Origin of the sequence: Pelomonas sp. Root1444, assembly GCF_001426885.1 — a bacterium.
Lineage (GTDB): Bacteria > Pseudomonadota > Gammaproteobacteria > Burkholderiales > Burkholderiaceae_C > Pelomonas.
The window spans coordinates 379,306-395,805 of sequence record NZ_LMFP01000003.1; the positions used below are offsets into that span (position 1 = coordinate 379,306).

Below are 16,500 nucleotides of genomic sequence, written 5' to 3' on the forward strand. Positions count from 1 at the left end.
AATCAAAGCCTCACATGCGAAAGCCTGTGGGGCATTTTCTTTGCGCGATCGGCTCGATGGTCGCTTGGCCGAACGTCGCCCAGGGGTCAGCAGAGACACAAAAGCCCGCGCGAGGCGGGCTTGGTGTACCGGCAGGGGGCGTGAATCAGCGCGAGGAAAGCCCTCTTCGGCGGCTCCAAACAATCAGGCCGGCCAAACCAAAGCCAAACAAGGCGTAGGTGGACGGCTCGGGGACCGCAGGAGCGAAAGTGGCGAAGCTCGCATAGCCGTTCACGTTGAACGCCGGAGATAGGTCCACAGTGGCAGTGCCGGTCATCGCATACGCCGTCGCGTTGGTGTCGATCAGCATGAAGTACGTCTCCGCACCCACTGGCACGCCAAAGCCGAAATTGAACTGTAAACGGTCGCCATCTGCCGTGCGACTGCCCGATTCAGGAGCGAGGCTGCCCGAGCCGTCAAGCCGCCAGCCTATGTCGGTCGACCATCCCACGAACCCGCCCCGACGAATGCTTAGCGGATAGCTCGGCGGCTTGTCCAGCACAGTGACCTGATAATAAAAATCGTAGGTGCCATCGACCGCCCGCACCACGCGGTCTTGGACTTGCAAACTGAACGTTTGACCGGTCTCTGTGAACGTTCCCGACACATTGCGGACTGTGTCTTCCACCACGGTTCCAGCCAATTCCGGCCGTGCCGCGACCGTTGTACCCGGTAACGGCGAGATGAATCCGCCCGCGGCAATTGGCACGGCGTGGGAAGCGCTTGCCGCCAGCAGCAGCCCGTGCAACAGAAGTGACGATTTCAAGATAGCCTCCTCAAGGGTTCAGGTGGGCGCATCTTCATGAGTTGGCCCGCAGACGCGCCATCCCTAGTGAAGGCCAATCGGACGCGCGCTGCTCGAAGCGTTGGAAGCGGAAGCGGGACGGGCTTGGAGTCGTCAGATTTCTAGGGGGGCAGAGGATGGTCCGCGTGACCAGAATGTGGAGCTTCTCAGCGGGAGAACTCCATGCGTACTCAGCGGATCAGCTCGTACCTCAGTGCGGCACTTCTGTTTTTGCTCATTGCTTTCGGCGCTCCGGGCGCTCAAGCGAAGCCTCTCATCTACACGGTCGATTTGAAGGCGACGGCAATTGGAGCGGGCGAGACTGTGTTTGGCTTCTCTTCGCCACCTGAAGACTCGTTCATTGGATCTCTCACCTTGATCGCTGACTTGATGCCCAATCAAGTGAGCGCCGAAGCAACTGTGTCGTTTGTTGACTTCAAGATTGGCACCGGCTCCTGGACGATGAGTGGCACACAGCTGGCGTTTCTCTGGACCGACTCTGCCGGGGAGATCACCTCTTACGACATCCGTCTTTGGTCTGAACCGGCTTACAACGGCTCGTCGCTCTCCATAGTCAAGGGTGGCGCCACCAACGTGGACTGGTATGCCAGTGATGCGACTGTCGATAAGGGTCAAGGCTGCAGCTTCGGCCCAACCGGTGTGCTGACCGGGCCGTGCATCAGCGGCAGCCCCGGCTCCGCCACGATCATCGCCACGCCAGTGCCAGAAGGGGCAAGCCTGCATCTTCTGGCTGGCGGATTGGCCCTGCTGATTCTGCGACACACGAATTTGCTCAGCCATCGGCGGAGGGGCTGTAGAAGGGGCTGATTTGCATTCCGGGACACCGGCAGGGGATGGGAGGCCTCAGCACTGGGCGATTGAATCGTCACCCGCGCTGACGTGGCGCAAAGAACGCGAGCACCGCCAAGCCAAGGATGAGCATTGCCATCGTCGCCGGCTCAGGAACTGGCGCAGCGACCTCGATCGTTAACGACAGTGGGTTGAACTGGCTTCCGGAGTCCCACGAATCGATGTTGTCGTAGTAGCTCCATTGCCAGGAGTCGCATTGAAGCGCGCCCCTCCTTCTGGATCCAAGTTGTAGCAGTTGCGCGATGCTGTTTCCGTGCTGATGTAGCGCTCGGTACGGGTGGTCCACCCGCCCGTCAACTGAACGACGTACGTCCCGGGGTCAGCGAAGGTAGACGAGAAACTCCAGCTGCCAGAGCTGGCTGCGATGCCACCGAACGAAGCTCCGGCAGCCTGCAACTGAACGTCAGAAACCGACTCCGACCATGTCTGATACCAGTTCACCTCCCAGACCTGGTAGCCCTCCGCTGGCGCCGGCTCAGTGGGGTTTGACCTGCAACCGGCCATCCGGACCAAGGCAATAGAGAAGAATCCGCTCAACCGAGCGAAAGCACGGTGCACAGAACGGGCACGAGAGCCCATTCAAGCCTCATTCGCGAAAGCGTATGGGGCTTTCCATTCCGTCACAGGACCCACGCTTGCACACCCTTGAACAACTTCGCTCCGGCGCCCTGCACGGCGCCCAGCGCCTGACCGTCCGCGCCGGCCTGCGCGAACTGCCCGAAGAGGTCTACACGCTCGCCGACACGCTGGAGGTGCTGGACCTGTCCGGCAACGAGCTGGACGACCTGCCCGCAGACCTGGCCCGGCTGCATCGGCTGCGGGTCATCTTCTGCGCCAACAACCGTTTCACGCGGCTGCCCGAGGTGCTGGGGCGGTGCGAAGCCTTGGAGATGGTGGGCTTCAAGGCCAACCAGATCGACACCGTGCCGGCCGCCGCGTTGCCGCCGCAGCTGCGCTGGTTGATATTGACCGACAACCGCATCGCCACGCTGCCGGACGAGCTGGGCCGCCGGCCGCGGCTGCAGAAAGTGGCGTTGGCCGGCAACCGGCTGACCGCCCTGCCCGCCACGCTGGCGGCCTGCGAGCGGCTGGAGCTGCTGCGCATCTCGGCCAACCAGCTCGATGGCTTGCCGGGCTGGCTGCTCACGCTGCCGCGGCTGACCTGGCTGGCGCACGGCGGCAACCCGTTCAGCATGGCGCTGGAGGCGGATGCGCTCGAACACGCGCCCATGCCCCGCGTGCGTTGGCAGGAGCTGGACGTGCAGGCGCAGCTGGGCGAAGGCGCTTCGGGCCACATCTACCGGGCGGCACGCACCGATGGCGAGGCGGTCGCGCTGAAGGTCTTCAAGGGTGAGGTCACCAGCGACGGCCTGCCGCTGACGGAGCTGGCGGCCTGCCTGCAGGCCGGTTCGCACCCACAGCTCATCCCCGCCATCGGCCGCCTCGGCGGCCACCCCGCCGGTGCGGACGGCCTGCTGATGCCGCTGGTGGGCGCCGAGTTCCGCACGCTGGCCGCGCCGCCGAGCCTGGCGTCCTGCACGCGCGATGTCTACGACCCGGACTTGCGCCTGCCGCCCGCGGCCGCGTTGTCGATTGCAGCCGGCATGGCCGACGCGCTGGCGCACCTGCACGCACGCGGCCTGACGCATGGCGACCTGTACGCGCACAACATCCTGCACGACGGTCGCGGACAGGCCCGGTTGGGCGACTTCGGCGCTGCCTCCTTCCTGGCCAGCGTGCCGCCGCATCAGGCCGCGCGGTTGCGGGCGATGGACGTGCGTGCCTTCGGCTGCCTCCTGGAAGAGCTGGCGGCCTGCTGCGATGACGCTGCGCCCACGCTGGCGCCCATGTCGACGCTCGCGCAGGCCTGCGTGGATACCGACGTGGACCGCCGGCCCAGTGCCGAAGACGTGGCGCGGGCCATGCGCCAGCTGGCGTCGCGCTGACGCGACCTGCCCTTCGGCCTCGCGGCCACCACGTTTGAACCCACCGCCGGCGCCCTTGATTCCCTAGAGTCCTCTGCCGGCCAGGGGGCCGGGCAAACCCAGGAGACGACCATGCATGGACTGCGAATTCCGTCCTCGACCGCGTTGCTGCTCTGCGGCGGCCTTCAATTCGCCGGCGCCGCGGCGATGGCGGCCGATTGCGATGGGTCGAGCGACCCGTGCAGCGTCGATCTCGGCCGCGTCACCGCCAGCTTCGCGGCAGGCGCGGCGTCCTATGGCGCCGAGGTGCTGCTGGTCAATGGCTCGGATGCCTCGTTCAGCCCGCCGCAGTCCCTGCCCGCCTTGCAGGTCATTCACACGGCCGCCAGCGACGGCTTTCGCATCCAGCCGCAGCTGTACGCCTATGTCGGGGGCAGCGGCGTCCAGGGCCTGCACGAGGTGGTCGCCACGCTGCAGTTCGCGGGGCTGTCCTTCACGGCAGACCCGGGCTACCAGCTCCATGGCGTGCAGGCCGTCATAACCGGCAGCTTCTCGCTGGTGGGCAATGGCTACGGCGGGCTGGGCATGCCGGGCGCCGTGCAATGGAACGACTCGAACTTCAGCACGACGGTGGCGCTGGATCCGGCCGCGTCGGACCTGTCGATCGGCTTCAGCCTGGCTGCCAGCTACGTCGAAGGCGACGATGGCACTGCGGCCAGCTACGGCGCGGGCAGCGCCAGCATCGACAGCCTGGAGTTCATCGTCAGCGTGTCGCCGGTGCCCGAGCCGGCACCGGCCGCGTTGCTGGCGGCCGGCGCCGTCGTGCTGCACTGGCTGGCGAGGCGCAGGCGCGCTCGGCGCTGAGCCTCGCCGCCGCCGCTAGAACAGCCCGTGCAGCTCGACGAAGGTCTGCCGCCGGTTGTCCACCGCGTTCTGCGGGATGCCGCCAAAGCGCCGGTAGCCCGCACGCAGTTGCACGAACGCGATCGGCGTGTACTCGTAGACCAGGCTGTGGCGCACCTTGTTGTCGTGGGCCACGCGGCGGTCGGGGTCGAGGTACTCGGCGGTCAGCTTGAGGTTGTGGCCCTGCCGCACCAGCCAGTTGGCCTCAAGCAGCGTCGCGAACTGGCGGCGGGTGCCCTCGGGGAAGCCGGCGTCGCTGACGACGTCGACCTCGCCCAGCCAGGTCACAGGCCCCGTCGTCGTGCCGGCGAACAGCCCGTAGGCCTGGCGGTCGCCGGCCGTCGACGTGACGCGCGCCATCGCCGCGCCCACGCGGCCCCAGGGCTGCAGCCAGGCGATCTGGCTGGTCAGCTGGTGGCCGGTGGTGCTGCCGCTGTTGCCGGGCCTGTTGGTGTAGGCCACCTGCGCGGAGAGCTGCTCGCTTTCATGGCCGAGTTCGAAGCCCTTGTCGGGCACGGTCATGCTGACGCCACTGAGCTGGCGCACGAAGGCGAGGCTGTCCTGCAGCCGCCAGCCGAAGGGCAGGTAGAACTGGCCCGCCTTGGCGTACCAGCCCATGCCCGGCGTCGACAGGCGCACATAGGCCTCCTGGCGCTCGGCCTTGCCCGGTGCGATCTGCTGGTCGAGGTGGACGCCCAGGTACTCCTTGATGATCTGCACGTCGGCGTACAGCCGTGCCTGCTCAGTGCCGCCGACGCTGGTCGTGGGCTGGCCCGACACCGAGGTGCGGGTCGTCGCGGTGCGGAAGTCGCCGCCCAGGCGCAGCCGGTCGTCCAGCAGCGCGCCGTTCCAGCCCTGCAGGGCGTTGGGCAGCGGGTTGGCCGCGATGGAGTTCTGCGCGAACGAGTTGCCGACCGCGTTGCGCAGGCCGCCGCCGGTCGGGTTCACGTGGCAGGCCACGCACTTGAGGCCGTAGCGGATGGCAAGGTAGGGCTCCGCCTGCGCGGCAGGCGACAACGCCAGCGCGAGGACGAAGCCGATGAGCAGCCGCAGCCCCTTCATTTCTGCGCTCCGTTGTTGATCCACAGGCGGATCAGCGTCATCGTGTTGGCGTCCAGGTAGGGCCCGCCCAGCGGCATGCGCGCGCCGACGGCGGCATGCCCTTCGAGCTTCTGCACGAGGTAGCTGTTGTCGGCATCGCCCGGCTTCACACGCATCAGCGACGGCACGCCCCCGCTGGGCGTATTGACCAACAGCGCGAAGCTGTTGGCCGCGTCCAGCCGCAGGCCGCGCGGCGCGGCGCTGCCCGAATGGCAGGCCGTGCAAACCGGCGTGAACACATGCGACTGGATGGAGTTGAAGCTGGCCGTCATCGGCCCGCTCGGGTCGTCGCCCTCACCGACCGGGCGGCCGTTGGCATCCAGTCCGTCGCCGCTGCCGCCGCCGCAGCCGGCGATCAACGCAACCGCTGCGCAGAGCGCACCCAAACCCATTCTGGAAACTTTCATCGCTCACCTTTCCTGGCTGTTACTGCGCGGTGAGTGCCAGCCCGCGGCCGGCGGGTTCAAGCGATGGAAGGAATCGACTCAAAAAGTTGCCGTGGCCCCCAGCAGCACGCTGCGGCGGCGCGCCGCATCGCTCCAGGTGTAGGGCCCGCCGCGGCTGGCGGAGACCCAGGCCAGTTGCAGCTCGCAGCTTTCGCCCAGCAGCCAGGACGCGCCCGCACGCAGGTCCACCCGCGTCGGGCCATGTGCTGCGGCATAGACGGCCGCCGCCGTCGCGCCATAGCCGCGCAGCACGCCGACATGGCCCATCAGGCCCACGCCCTTGGCGACAGGCCAGCGCAGGTTGAACTCGCCATAGACGCTGCGCTGGCCACTGCCGTAGTAATTGGGCGAGTGGTACAGGCGCAGGCTCCAGCGCTCGCCGAGCAGGCCCACGTAGACCTCCTGGAAGTCGTAGTGCGACACGTTCTCGAAGGCCTGCGCGATGACGCCGGCCTCGCCATCAAGACCTGGCACCAGCTCGACGACGCGGCCGCCGTAGGCCTGAAGGCGGGCGCCGTGCCGCTGCACGAAGCGGGCATGCGCCAGCTGGGCGCCGGCATACCAGCCACCATCGCCGTCCCAGGCCAGGCCCAGCTGCGCGCTGGGCTTCTCGGCGCTGTACGACATGCCGCGCTCGCGCGCATCCGTCTGCAGGGACACGCTGCCGCCGACATCCGCCCGTGCCAGCGCCGCAGCGCCGAGCAACGCGGCGATGAGGGTCACCAGTCGGGCCAGGCGCGCGCGGGGCATCAGAGGGCGAGCGTCTTTCGGCCGGGCCCGAAAGGCGCGTCGAAGCGCCCGCCATCCACGCGCAAAGCACAGCCATCGCTCGCGCCATGGCGAGCATCTGCAACGACGAGTGGGGGCGTTTTGGCGTGCAAGGCGGGCATGGGTGAAAGGCTCTGACCCTCTCAGTCGGGAGTTTGCCCCAGTGCCGCGCAGGCGGCGCCGCGCGCACCGGCATGGCGGGCCAGCGTCGCGCAGCCGTCGATGCGGCCTTGCGGGGCGGTGACGAAGGCCGTCTTCAGCACGCCCGGTTGCAGGCCTTTGGCGTCCAGCTCGCGCACCAGCGCGAGTAGGCCCGAGGCATGCGCGGCCGCGAAGGACGAGCCCGTGACAAGCGACCAGCCGCCGCCCGGCGCGGCGCTCGGCACGTCGCGGCCGGGCGCCAGCATCGCACCGGCCGGCAGCGGCAGCGCGCTGCCGACGACGACGACGCCGGGGTGGCTGGCCGGGAACGAGCCCGGCCCGCCCTGGCCCGGCAGCGCGGCGACCACCGCCACGCCGCGCGCCAGCGCCTGGTCCAGCAGCAGCGCCAGCAGCCGGTCGTCCGGCCCGCTCAGGCTCATGTTGACGATGTGGGCGTCCTGCTGGATGGCCGCGTACAGCGCCTTGGCCAGGCCCAGGCTGCTGCACAGCGTCTGCGCCGGCCCTGCCTGCCAGCAGGCACGCAGCGCCAGCAGGCGGGCCTGCGGCGCCACGCCCGCGATGCCGGCGCCGTTGTCGGCCCGCGCCGCGATGATGCTGGCCACCGCGGTGCCATGGCCCTCGGCCGGCGGCGGGCGGTCGTCGACGAAGTTCAGGTTCTGCACCACCTGCCCCGCCAGGTCGGGGTGGCCGGCCTCGACGCCGCTGTCGACGACGGCGATGCGCACGCCGCGGCCGGTGGCCAGCCGGTGCATGTCCGCCAGTCGCCATTGCTGCGCCGCCGGCTGGGCGGCGTAGAGCGGTTCCTGGTGGCTGGCGCGCTCGGCCTGATAGAGGCTGACCGGCTGGGCCCAGGCCACGCGCTTGTCCTCGGACACGGCCCGCGCAACCTGGACGGTGGTGCGCGCATCGCCCGCGGGCAGGTGCATGACGAAGCAGTCCACGCCGGCCATCGGCATCGGCCATTCGCTGCGGATCTCCAGCCGGTGGGCACGGGCCAGGTCTTGCGCCACCTGCTGGCGTGCCCGCCGGCCCACGCCCTCGCCATAGCTGCCGGCGTAGCTGCCGTCGGGCCGGAAGTGGGCCTTGGGCAGCTGCAGCATGACAAGCACCTGGCGCTGCGCCTCCTCCGCCTGGGCCCATGCAGGCCGGCCCAGGGCGCAGCCCAACAGCAGCATCAGCCCGAGCAGCCAATGCTTCATCGCGGCGACCCCGGCTGCAGCGGCTCGGCCAGCGCGACGAGGGGCGACGCGCGCAGCGCCGCCAGCCCTTGCGCTTGCACCCGCAGCAGCCACGCGCCCGTCTCGGTCGGCCCGGCGACGACGCTGGCGCCCTCGGCCTGCAGCAGCTCGCGCAGCGCCTGCTCGCTGGTGCCGGGCTTGAACATGACGAGGGCATCCGCCGCGACCGGCGCGCTGTCGACCGGGGCCGACAGGCCCTGGTAGGCCGGCGCATCGTCGCGCGCCTGCAGCCACAGGCCCAGCAGCATTGCCACCGCCGCCCCCTGCAGGCCCAGGGCCCAGGGCATCCAGCGCGGCGCGCGGGTCGCGGCGGCGGGCCGCGGCAGCTTGGCGCGCATCTTGGCGAGGCCCGCCTCGACGTCGCCGCCCTGGGGCAGCGCGTCGCCCATGGTCAGCAGCGTCTGCATCGGCAGCTCGGCGGCCAGTTCATTGCGGCAGGCCTGGCAGTGCAGCAGGTGCTGTTGCACCTCGCCCATCTCTTCAACGCCGAGCTGGCCGCGCGCATACCAGGGCAGCAAGGCCTGAATGGCCACGTGCTCATCATGTTTCATGGGGACGACGGTACTCATCACGGTTCTCCTTGGCCAGCGCCCGCCAGGTCATCCAGCAGCAGGCGCAGCCGGCGGCGCGCGTAGAACATGCGCGTCTTGACGGTCTCGGGCGGGCAGCCGACGACCTCGGCGATCTCGCCATAGGCCATGTCATGGAAATAGCACAGCTCGACGACGGCGCGGTGCTCGGGCGACAGCTCGGCCAGCGCCTCGGCCAGGCGCACGCGCAGCTGCGCCAGGCCCAGCTGCTGCTCTGGGCCGGGGCCGGGGTCGGCGGGCTCCTCGCAGTCGTCGGCATCCACCGGCAGGTCCTGCCGGCTCAGCGCCTTGAGCGCCTTGCGGTAGGCGATGCCGAAGATCCAGGTCGACAGCTTGCTACGGCCGTCGAAGCTGTCGGCGCGCTGCCAGACCACCATCAGCGTGTCGTTCAGCACCTCTTCGACCAGATCGCCATGGCGCAGCATGTGCACCAGAAAGCGCCACAGCCGCGGGTGGTAGAGGCGGTAGAGCGTCTCGAAATCGGCGCGCTGGCCCCGTTTGATGCTGGCCAGCAGCTCCAGCTCGAGCTGCTCGGACGCCGGCCCGCGGGCGGGCGCCGCGCCGTCGTCGCGCTTTTTCTTGAGGCTGGGCCACTTCAACATGCTTGCCAGACCAGGGTTTTTCAGGGTTCGATGGGGCTGAGTTCCGGCTCGGCAGCAAAAGGTTCAAAGCCATCGTATCGGGCGGCGCCGCCCAGGGGCGCTATCGTTGCGCCCATGAGCGATGCCGGCGCCCTGTCCCTGCCCCCCGAGCCCCAGGACTGGGCGGGTGGCTCGGCCGACGCCGAACCGCAACTGCTGGCCGCCGGCCCGCGGGAATGGCGGGTCAGCGGCGACTGGACGCTGCTGGGCCTGCGGGGGCGCTACGAGGAGTTCCGCGAGCGCGTCGCCAGCGCCGCCACGGCCGGCGACGACCCGCTGTGGGACCTGCGCAACCTGAGCCGGCTGGACACCGCCGGGGCGTTGACGCTGTGGCAGGGCTGGGGGCAGAAGCCGCCGTCGCGGCTGCTGTGGCTGCCCGAGCACGTCACGCTGTTCGCGCAGTTCATGCAGCCCGCTGCCCTGCCCCGGCGCCGGCCGGGCCTGGGCCCCGGGCTGGCATCGGCGGGCCTGAGCCTGCTGGCCTTCGCGCGCCACGGCGTCGACATCGTCGCCCTCACCGGCCGGCTGCTGCTCGACCTGCTGCGCGTGCTGCGCCACCCGTCGCTGATCGGCTGGCGCGAGATCTCGGCCAACGTCTACCGCACCGGCGCGCAGGCGCTGCCGATCACGGCGCTGGTGGGCTTCCTCGTCGGGCTGACGCTGTCCTACCTGATCTCCAAGCAGCTCAAGGCCTATGGTGCGGACATCTTCGTCATCAACATCCTGGGCCTGGCGGTGCTGCGCGAGCTGGGGCCGCTGCTGGCGGCCATCATCGTGGCGGGCCGCTCGGGCTCGGCGATGACGGCGCAGATCGGCGTCATGCGCGTCACGCAGGAGCTGGACGCGCTGTCCGTCATGGGCATCTCGCACACCGTGCGGCTGGTGCTGCCCAAGGTGGTGGCGCTGGCCATTTCGCTGCCGCTGGTGGCGCTGTGGACCAGCGGCCTGATGCTGCTGGGCGGCATGACGGCAGCCGGCGCCCAGCTGGGGCTGGACCCGGCCACTTTCCTGCGTGCACTGCCTGGCGTCGTCGAGCCGGCCAACCTGTGGCTGGGCTGGAGCAAGTCCGTCATCTTCGGCGCGCTGATCGCGCTGCTGGCCAGCCATTTCGGGCTGCGCGTGAAGCCCAACACCGAGAGCCTGGGCGGGGCGGTCACGCAATCGGTCGTCACCGCCATCACGCTGGTCATCGTCGTCGACGCGATCTTCGCGGTGCTGTTCTCCAACGTGGGCATTTGAAGCATGGACAGCAGCGAGCCCATCATCGAAGTCGACGGCGTGACCACCGCCCTGGGCGGCCACGTCATCCACCGCGACCTGCACCTGACCGTCTACCGCGGCGAGGTCATGGCGCTGATCGGCGGCTCGGGCTCGGGCAAGACGACGCTGCTGCGCCTGCTGCTGGGCCTGGAAGTGCCGCAGGCCGGCAGCGTGAAGATCTTCGGCCACCCGCTGGGCCGCTGCGCCGTGCGCGACCTGGAGTGCGTGCGCTACCGCTGGGGCGTGCTGTTCCAGGCCGGCGCGCTGTTCTCGGCGCTCAGCGTGTTCGACAACATCGCGCTGCCGCTGCGCGAGTTGAAGAGCGTGCCGCCCGACCTCGTCAAACCACTCGTCATGCTCAAGCTGGCGCAGGTCGGCCTCAAGCCCGAGGACGCGCTCAAGCGGCCGGCCGAACTGTCCGGCGGCATGGTCAAGCGCGTGTCGCTGGCGCGCGCGCTCATCCTCGACCCGCAGCTGCTGTTCCTGGACGAGCCCACCGCGGGGCTGGACCCCGACAGCGCCAAGCAGTTCGTCAAGCTGCTGCGCAAGCTGCGCCAGGAGCTGGGGCTGACCGTCGTCATGGTCACGCACGACGTCGACACGCTGTTCGCCGTCGTCGACCGCGTGGCCGTGCTGGCCGACCAGCACATCATCGCCTGCGGCCCGCTGGCCGAGGTCGCGCGCCTGCCCCACCACTTCGTGCGCAACTTCTTCCTCGGCCATGTCGAGCGCTGCGCCGAGGAAGACGTTCGCCGCTTCCGCCTCAGCCTGGACGACACCAGCGAGGAAGGCGGCGTGCCCGCCGTGCTTCGCGAAGAAGCTAACGTGTAGGCCTTATGGAAAACAAAGCCCACGCCATCGCCGCCGGCCTGTTCCTGTTGCTGCTGGGCCTGGCCCTGGCGGCCAGCGTCGCCTGGTTCCAGGGCGACCGCACGGAGCGGGTGCACTACACCGTCGTCGCGCGCAGCGGCGTGCCGGGCCTGAACCTGAAGGCGCCCGTCAAGCTGCGCGGCGTCGAGGTCGGCTACGTCGACAGCATCGGCTTCGACCCGGCCGACCCGCGCCAGATCCTGGTCGACATCGCCGTCGACGCCGCCGCACCGGTGTCCGCCAGCACTTTCGCCCAGCTGGGCCTGCAGGGCGTCACCGGCCTGTCCTTCATCGGCCTGGAGGAAGCCGATGCCAAGGCGCCGCTGACGCGTGCCGCGCCGGGTGCGCGCATCGCGCTCAAGCCCACGCTGCTGGACCGCCTGGCCGAGAGCGGCCCGCTGCTGCTGGCCGGCTTCGCCGAGACGGCCGACCGGCTCAATGCGCTGCTCAGCGAGGGCAACCGCGCGCAGCTGAACCGCAGCCTCGTGCAGCTGGAGCAGGCCGCCGGCGACACCAGCCGGCTGATGGCCGCGCTGCAGCCGGGCGCGCGCGAGCTGCCCGTCTTTTTGAAGGACGCCGACGCGACCGCGCAGCGCGCCAGCGCCGCGCTGCGCGAGATCGAGGCGCTGGCCGCCGACAGCCGCCAGCTGACGCAGGAACTCAAGACCCGCGTCGCGGTGCTCGACCGCCTCGATGGCGCTGCCGTTCAGCTGCAGACGACGACGCGCAACCTGGAACTGGCGCTGGTGGGCGACACGCCGCCGCGCACCCGCCCGCTGGTGGCCGACCTGTCCGCTGCCAGCCGCAGCATCGAGCGCGCCGCCCGCGACGTGGGCGAGCATCCGCAGAGCCTGCTGTTCGGCCGCAGCGGCCAGCCGCCCGGACCGGGCGAGGCAGGTTTTGATGCGCGGCTGAAGGCAGGTGGCAGCAAATGAGAGTCGCCCTGCCCCTGATCGCCGCCGCGCTGGCCCTGAGCGCCTGCTCCCTCGCCCCGACCGCGCCCGCGCGCGCCGTCTACGACCTCGGCCCAGCGGCTGCGGCACCGGCCAGCGGCGGCGCACTGGCCTGGCGCCTCACCGACGTGACCGCCCCGCCCTGGCTGGCCAGCGAAGGCATTGCCTACCGCCTGGCCTTCCAGCAGGCGCAGCGCCTGGAGCAGTACCGCGACAGCGCCTGGGCCGCGCCACCGGCTGCGCTGCTGACCCAGCGCCTGCGCCAGCAGCTGGCGGCCATGCCGGGCTGTGCCGGCCGGCCCGCCGCCCTGCTGGCCGTCAACCTGGACGCGTTCGAGCAGGTGTTCAGCAGCCCGACCGAAAGCCAGGCGGTGCTGCGCGTGCATGCCACGCTCTGGCCAGCCGGCAACGCCAGCCCCGCCCTGCAGCAGCACTGGCGCCTGGAGCGCCCTGCCGCCTCGCCCGACGCACCCGGCGCCGTGCGGGCGCTCGCCCAGGTGGTGGACGACTGGCTGCCGCAGCTTGCGGGCTGGCTCGCGGTCTCCTGCCGCTGAGCAGCCTGCCGTCGTGCCGCAGGCACGGCTGGTGCGCGTCCAAGGCGGCGGCCGCAACGACCTGCAGGACCTGCCCGCCTACCGGCAGGCGATGGCGGAGGCGCTCGCCGGGCTGCGCTGAATCACCGGCGCAGGCCACGGCGCCGCTGCAGCCAGCCCAGTGCCAGCAGGCCCGTGCCGGCCATCATCCAGCTCGACGGCTCGGGCACCGCCGCCGTCATGAACTGGCCCGAGGCGGAGCTGGTCGTCACGCCGTCGGGCAGCGTCCAGCGGAAGTGCAGCGTGTTGCCGAAATCGGCGCTGGCGTTCGGGCTGCCGGCATAGGGCAGCGCCACGGCCGAGGTGGTGAGCTCGGCGAAGACGAAGTACGTGGCATCACCCAGCGGCACGAACAGCTCGTCACCGAGCACGGTGGTGCCCGACGCCAGCGCGACGGCGGGCGCGTAGGCGTCCAGGTGGTCGAAGAAATCGGCATGCGCGTGACCGACATAGAAGCGCGCGGAAGCTTGTGAATTGCCGGGCGTCAGCGTGCCGTCGATGCTGACGCTGAGCTCGACGAGGCCGAGGTTCTTGCCGTTGTGGAAGGTGACGGTGTCCCAGTAGCGTGCGACCGAGTTGGTGCCCGTCTTGGCATGGCAGCTCGGGCACGGCGTGGCGCCGGACGCCGCGTGCAAGGTGCCGTCGCCGAGCAGCGCCTGGCCCCAGCCGTAGGAGTACTTGCCGTGGGTCGGCAAGGTATTGGCCATCGCGCTGAAGCTGCCTTCGCCGCCCATGCGGCTGCCGCCGTAGACGCCGGCATAGGCGCCGTAGTTGGGCGTGGCGGCTCGGGCCGGTGAGAGGGCGAGCCACGCCGAGGCGGCGACGGCGAGCAGCAGCGTGAAAGAGGTCTTGTGGTTCGTGGTCATGGTGGTTCCTCTGTTGAAAGAATGGGTTTCAGGGTTGGATGAGCAGCAGGCTGGGCCAAGGTTGGCCCAGCGCGCCGCGCAGCAGGTCGGCCGCTTCGGCGGGGGCCCCGGGCAGCAGCACCTGCAGCGCCGGGATGCAACGGAAGATGGCCGCGGCCAGGCCGTCGCCGGCGCCCGCCAGCAGCACGAGCGGGAACTCGAACTGGCCGCCGCTGAGCGGCCCGAGCGGGGGCACATGGGCGAGCAGGTCGAGCGCCCGCAGCGGCGACTGCAACTGCACGACGGGGCGCAGGCCCATGGCCGCGGCGCCGAGTGCGCAGCCCACGACACCGGCCTCGGCCAGCGGCGTGTTGCGCACCCGCTCAGCGCCGAAGGCCGCGAGCAGCGCCGTCTGGCGCGTGGCCACGCCGGCGCCGAGCAGCAGCACACGCTGGTCGGTCGCCATCGCGGCATGGAGGGCCGCCATCACGGCCTGTTCTGAAGTCATCGGAGTCATGGCGCGTCCTCAGGCGGCTTGCGCCGCGGCATAGGCACGCTCGACCCGCCCCTGCGCTTGGGCCATGCGGCCGGCCAGGTCGTCGCCGCCGAGCCGCCCCTGGGCGGCCAGTCGGCGGGCGTGGTGCTGGATGGGGTCGCGCCTGAGCCACTGCGCGTGCTCGCTGGCGCAGACGTACGCCTGCTCGGCGGGCTCGCAGTGGCCGCGCTGGCGGTAGGTCACCAGTTCCAGCAGGCGCGGCCGGCCGCCGTCGCGGATGGCGGCAACCGCCTGCTCGGCGGCGGCGTGCACCGCCTCGACGTCGTTGCCATCGACCACCGCCGCGGCAAGGCCGTGGCCTTGCACCCAGTCGGCCACATGCTCGCCAGCCATGGCTTCGCGGCGGTGCACGGCGCCCTGCCACTGGTTGTTCTCGCAGACGAACAGCAGCGGCAGGCGCCAGGTCACCGCCAGGTTCACGGCTTCATGGAAGCCGCCCTGGCAGGCCGCGCCGTCGCCGAAGAACACGACCGTGAGGCCGTCGGGCTGGGCGCCGAGCTTCTGCGCCAGCGCCACGCCCGGAGCCATCGCCAGGCCTGCGCCGGCGACGGGCGAGGTCAGCACGATGCCGAGCGAGCGGATCGAGACGTGCATGGCACCGCCCTGCCCGCCGCAGTAGCCGCTGGCGCGGCCCAGCACCTCGGCGAACAGGCGCTCGGGCGCGGCACCGCGCGCCAGCAGGTGGCCGGCATTGCGATGGTTGCTGACCAGCAGGTCACGCGGTCCCAGCGCCCCGACGACGCCGACGGCGCAGGCCTCCTGGCCGAGCGCACTGCAGACGCCAGGCTGGCGCGTGTCGATCAGCCGCTGTTCATAGGCACGGATCAACAGCATCGCGTCCAGGCGGGACAGCGCATCGGGCATGGCGTGCGTCATGGCGTGTGTTCAGTTCAACAGGGCGGCGAGGCGGCCGAGGTCCAGCGCAGCGACGGCGTCGCGCATCGGCCGGGCGTAGGCGGGGTTGTCGGGGTGGGCGCTGGCGCAGACGGTCAGCAGCTGGATGCGCGTGCGGTTGCGGCCATCCCACGGGAAGGACGGGTCCAGCTTCACCAGTCGCTTCAGCGGCCGGCCGGCTTCAGCCGGCGTCGGCAGGCGGTGGCGGCCGGTGCCCAGCCGGTAGGGCTCGGCCAGTTGCTCGGCGCTCATGGCGGCGCGGGTGCGGCGCAGGTCGTCCAGCTCGCCGACCAGCATCTGGCGGTTGCGCCCAAGCTGCTGGTGCAAGCTCACTTCGCCGGCCTTGCGCTGCCGGGCAGTCATCAGCAGCAGTTCGGCGGCCTGGGCGTTCTGCGCACGGATCTGCTCGGCCTTGCGCTCCGCCGCAGCCAGGTCGAAGGGCTGCAGCGCGGTCTTGTTGCTGCGGTCCCAGTCCTCGATCTTGCGTTGCTGCTCGCGCTCGAAGTAGGCCAGCATCTCGCCCACTGGCACGGGCACCCACGGGACGCGGCGCTCCGGGCCGATGACGGCGCAGCCGCGGTACACCGGCCAGCCCTGCATCGCCTCGCCGCGCTCGCCTTCGAGGTAGGCGCTGAGCTGCTCGTCGTGCGCCCAGCGGTTCATCGTCGCCAGCGGCGCGTTGATGAAGACGCTGAAGCCTGCACGCGGGCCGATGCGCTGGGCCGCCTCGGCATGGATGTCACAGCCCTTGCCCGTCCAGGTCTCGGGGCCGAAGCCCTGCGCATGGATGACCGCTTCGCGCGGGCGGCGGCTGGGTTCGTCCGAATCCAGCACCGCGCGGGTGATGCGCAGCCGCACGTCGGGCAGCGCCAGCAGGCCGGGGTTGGGCTTGGCCTGGGCTTCGAACTGGTCCATGGCGGCGTGCAGCGGCTTGAACGACGCATGCTTGACGGGCAGGCCGTCGTTGCTGATCGGCTCGGCGGCATCGGGGGCCCAGCAGTGCGCGTGGACGGCGCCGGCCGCGAGCAGCAGCGTGAAGCACGAGGCTTGCTTCATGGCGGC

The 16,500-nt window shown here is 70.5% G+C and carries 19 protein-coding genes; 7 read left to right on the forward strand and 12 right to left on the reverse strand.

The genetic code is table 11. The features are described from left to right. Nucleotides 1-145: 145 nt before the first annotated feature. Complete coding sequence (locus ASD35_RS04560) at nucleotides 146-805, reverse strand: PEP-CTERM sorting domain-containing protein (RefSeq protein ID WP_157275375.1); 660 nt, start codon at nucleotides 803-805, stop codon at nucleotides 146-148. A 201-nt stretch (nucleotides 806-1,006) separates the two neighbouring features. Between ASD35_RS04560 and ASD35_RS04565 the strand changes: the two genes are divergently transcribed. Beyond that, nucleotides 1,007-1,651 (forward strand): hypothetical protein, encoded by a 645-nt coding sequence (locus ASD35_RS04565; protein WP_056873711.1) that lies wholly within the window; start codon nucleotides 1,007-1,009, stop codon nucleotides 1,649-1,651. A 58-nt stretch (nucleotides 1,652-1,709) separates the two neighbouring features. Here the strand turns inward: ASD35_RS04565 and ASD35_RS28495 are convergent, their stop codons facing one another. After that, a complete protein-coding gene (locus tag ASD35_RS28495) occupies nucleotides 1,710-1,979 on the reverse strand; it encodes a PEP-CTERM sorting domain-containing protein (protein WP_082579915.1) in 270 nt (89 codons plus the stop codon). A 316-nt stretch (nucleotides 1,980-2,295) separates the two neighbouring features. Here ASD35_RS28495 and ASD35_RS04570 point away from each other — a divergent pair, with 316 nt between their 5' ends. Next, nucleotides 2,296-3,639, forward strand: a complete 1,344-nt coding sequence (locus tag ASD35_RS04570) for a leucine-rich repeat-containing protein kinase family protein (protein WP_056873712.1) — start codon at nucleotides 2,296-2,298, stop codon at nucleotides 3,637-3,639. A 111-nt stretch (nucleotides 3,640-3,750) separates the two neighbouring features. After that, entirely contained in the window at nucleotides 3,751-4,482 is a 732-nt protein-coding gene (locus ASD35_RS04575) for a hypothetical protein (protein ID WP_157275376.1), read from the forward strand. A gap of 15 nt (nucleotides 4,483-4,497) precedes the next feature. On the opposite strand, the gene ASD35_RS04580 is transcribed toward ASD35_RS04575, so the two are convergent. From ASD35_RS04580 to ASD35_RS04605, 6 genes are all read right to left on the reverse strand, one after another. Continuing rightward, on the reverse strand, nucleotides 4,498-5,583 hold the full coding sequence (locus ASD35_RS04580; protein ID WP_056873714.1) for a hypothetical protein: 1,086 nt from the start codon (nucleotides 5,581-5,583) through the stop codon (nucleotides 4,498-4,500). Next, entirely contained in the window at nucleotides 5,580-6,029 is a 450-nt protein-coding gene (locus ASD35_RS04585) for a hypothetical protein (RefSeq protein WP_157275377.1), read from the reverse strand. The genes ASD35_RS04580 and ASD35_RS04585 overlap by 4 nt, the downstream gene beginning before the upstream one ends. A 78-nt stretch (nucleotides 6,030-6,107) precedes the next feature. Next, entirely contained in the window at nucleotides 6,108-6,818 is a 711-nt protein-coding gene (locus ASD35_RS04590; RefSeq protein ID WP_056873716.1) for a TorF family putative porin, read from the reverse strand. Nucleotides 6,819-6,979: 161 nt separating this feature from the next. Then, a complete protein-coding gene (locus ASD35_RS04595; RefSeq protein ID WP_056873717.1) occupies nucleotides 6,980-8,197 on the reverse strand; it encodes a S8 family serine peptidase in 1,218 nt (405 codons plus the stop codon). After that, nucleotides 8,194-8,805, reverse strand: a complete 612-nt coding sequence (locus ASD35_RS04600) for a zf-HC2 domain-containing protein (RefSeq protein ID WP_082579916.1) — start codon at nucleotides 8,803-8,805, stop codon at nucleotides 8,194-8,196. Before ASD35_RS04600 ends, ASD35_RS04595 begins: the two co-directional genes overlap by 4 nt. Continuing rightward, nucleotides 8,805-9,428 carry an RNA polymerase sigma factor gene (locus tag ASD35_RS04605; protein WP_056873719.1) on the reverse strand — a complete coding sequence of 208 codons (624 nt, stop codon included), beginning with the start codon at nucleotides 9,426-9,428 and terminating at the stop codon, nucleotides 8,805-8,807. Before ASD35_RS04605 ends, ASD35_RS04600 begins: the two co-directional genes overlap by 1 nt. A gap of 114 nt (nucleotides 9,429-9,542) precedes the next feature. Between ASD35_RS04605 and ASD35_RS04610 the strand changes: the two genes are divergently transcribed. Genes ASD35_RS04610 through ASD35_RS04625 form a run of 4 tightly spaced genes read left to right on the forward strand, consistent with a single transcriptional unit; the run spans nucleotide 9,543 to nucleotide 13,104 of the window. Further along, nucleotides 9,543-10,706 (forward strand): ABC transporter permease, encoded by a 1,164-nt coding sequence (locus ASD35_RS04610; RefSeq protein ID WP_157275378.1) that lies wholly within the window; start codon nucleotides 9,543-9,545, stop codon nucleotides 10,704-10,706. 3 nt (nucleotides 10,707-10,709) lie between these two features. Further along, nucleotides 10,710-11,558: an ABC transporter ATP-binding protein gene (locus ASD35_RS04615; RefSeq protein ID WP_056873720.1), complete on the forward strand. Its 849-nt coding sequence runs from the start codon at nucleotides 10,710-10,712 to the stop codon at nucleotides 11,556-11,558. A 5-nt stretch (nucleotides 11,559-11,563) separates the two neighbouring features. After that, complete coding sequence (locus ASD35_RS04620) at nucleotides 11,564-12,532, forward strand: MlaD family protein (RefSeq protein WP_056873721.1); 969 nt, start codon at nucleotides 11,564-11,566, stop codon at nucleotides 12,530-12,532. Further along, entirely contained in the window at nucleotides 12,529-13,104 is a 576-nt protein-coding gene (locus tag ASD35_RS04625) for an ABC-type transport auxiliary lipoprotein family protein (protein WP_056873722.1), read from the forward strand. Before ASD35_RS04620 ends, ASD35_RS04625 begins: the two co-directional genes overlap by 4 nt. Before the next feature lie 122 nt (nucleotides 13,105-13,226). Here the strand turns inward: ASD35_RS04625 and ASD35_RS04630 are convergent, their stop codons facing one another. From ASD35_RS04630 to ASD35_RS04645, 4 genes are read right to left on the reverse strand one after another with little or no spacing between them, the layout of a single operon-like run. Further along, nucleotides 13,227-14,009, reverse strand: a complete 783-nt coding sequence (locus ASD35_RS04630) for a PEP-CTERM sorting domain-containing protein (RefSeq protein ID WP_056873723.1) — start codon at nucleotides 14,007-14,009, stop codon at nucleotides 13,227-13,229. Between the two features lie 28 nt (nucleotides 14,010-14,037). Continuing rightward, nucleotides 14,038-14,505, reverse strand: coding sequence for a hypothetical protein (locus ASD35_RS04635; RefSeq protein WP_082579918.1), 468 nt, complete (start codon nucleotides 14,503-14,505; stop codon nucleotides 14,038-14,040). A 9-nt stretch (nucleotides 14,506-14,514) separates the two neighbouring features. Next, nucleotides 14,515-15,420 (reverse strand): thiamine pyrophosphate-dependent dehydrogenase E1 component subunit alpha, encoded by a 906-nt coding sequence (locus ASD35_RS04640; RefSeq protein WP_056873725.1) that lies wholly within the window; start codon nucleotides 15,418-15,420, stop codon nucleotides 14,515-14,517. Between the two features lie 9 nt (nucleotides 15,421-15,429). Further along, entirely contained in the window at nucleotides 15,430-16,494 is a 1,065-nt protein-coding gene (locus ASD35_RS04645; protein WP_056873726.1) for a hypothetical protein, read from the reverse strand. Nucleotides 16,495-16,500: the final 6 nt, after the last annotated feature.

Bases quoted from the DNA above. Each gene is read 5' to 3' on its own strand.
- ASD35_RS04585 (WP_157275377.1), bottom strand. From the start codon at position 6,029: ATGAAAGTTTCCAGAATGGGTTTGGGTGCGCTCTGCGCAGCGGTTGCG.
- ASD35_RS04570 (WP_056873712.1), top strand. From the start codon at position 2,296: ATGGGGCTTTCCATTCCGTCACAGGACCCACGCTTGCACACCCTTGAA.
- ASD35_RS04630 (WP_056873723.1), bottom strand. From the start codon at position 14,009: ATGACCACGAACCACAAGACCTCTTTCACGCTGCTGCTCGCCGTCGCC.
- ASD35_RS04575 (WP_157275376.1), top strand. From the start codon at position 3,751: ATGCATGGACTGCGAATTCCGTCCTCGACCGCGTTGCTGCTCTGCGGC.
- ASD35_RS04625 (WP_056873722.1), top strand. From the start codon at position 12,529: ATGAGAGTCGCCCTGCCCCTGATCGCCGCCGCGCTGGCCCTGAGCGCC.
- ASD35_RS04580 (WP_056873714.1), bottom strand. From the start codon at position 5,583: ATGAAGGGGCTGCGGCTGCTCATCGGCTTCGTCCTCGCGCTGGCGTTG.
- ASD35_RS04600 (WP_082579916.1), bottom strand. From the start codon at position 8,805: ATGAGTACCGTCGTCCCCATGAAACATGATGAGCACGTGGCCATTCAG.
- ASD35_RS04620 (WP_056873721.1), top strand. From the start codon at position 11,564: ATGGAAAACAAAGCCCACGCCATCGCCGCCGGCCTGTTCCTGTTGCTG.
- ASD35_RS04595 (WP_056873717.1), bottom strand. From the start codon at position 8,197: ATGAAGCATTGGCTGCTCGGGCTGATGCTGCTGTTGGGCTGCGCCCTG.
- ASD35_RS04640 (WP_056873725.1), bottom strand. From the start codon at position 15,420: ATGACGCACGCCATGCCCGATGCGCTGTCCCGCCTGGACGCGATGCTG.
- ASD35_RS04610 (WP_157275378.1), top strand. From the start codon at position 9,543: ATGAGCGATGCCGGCGCCCTGTCCCTGCCCCCCGAGCCCCAGGACTGG.
- ASD35_RS04565 (WP_056873711.1), top strand. From the start codon at position 1,007: ATGCGTACTCAGCGGATCAGCTCGTACCTCAGTGCGGCACTTCTGTTT.
- ASD35_RS04615 (WP_056873720.1), top strand. From the start codon at position 10,710: ATGGACAGCAGCGAGCCCATCATCGAAGTCGACGGCGTGACCACCGCC.
- ASD35_RS04635 (WP_082579918.1), bottom strand. From the start codon at position 14,505: ATGACTCCGATGACTTCAGAACAGGCCGTGATGGCGGCCCTCCATGCC.
- ASD35_RS04605 (WP_056873719.1), bottom strand. From the start codon at position 9,428: ATGTTGAAGTGGCCCAGCCTCAAGAAAAAGCGCGACGACGGCGCGGCG.
- ASD35_RS04590 (WP_056873716.1), bottom strand. From the start codon at position 6,818: ATGCCCCGCGCGCGCCTGGCCCGACTGGTGACCCTCATCGCCGCGTTG.
- ASD35_RS04645 (WP_056873726.1), bottom strand. From the start codon at position 16,494: ATGAAGCAAGCCTCGTGCTTCACGCTGCTGCTCGCGGCCGGCGCCGTC.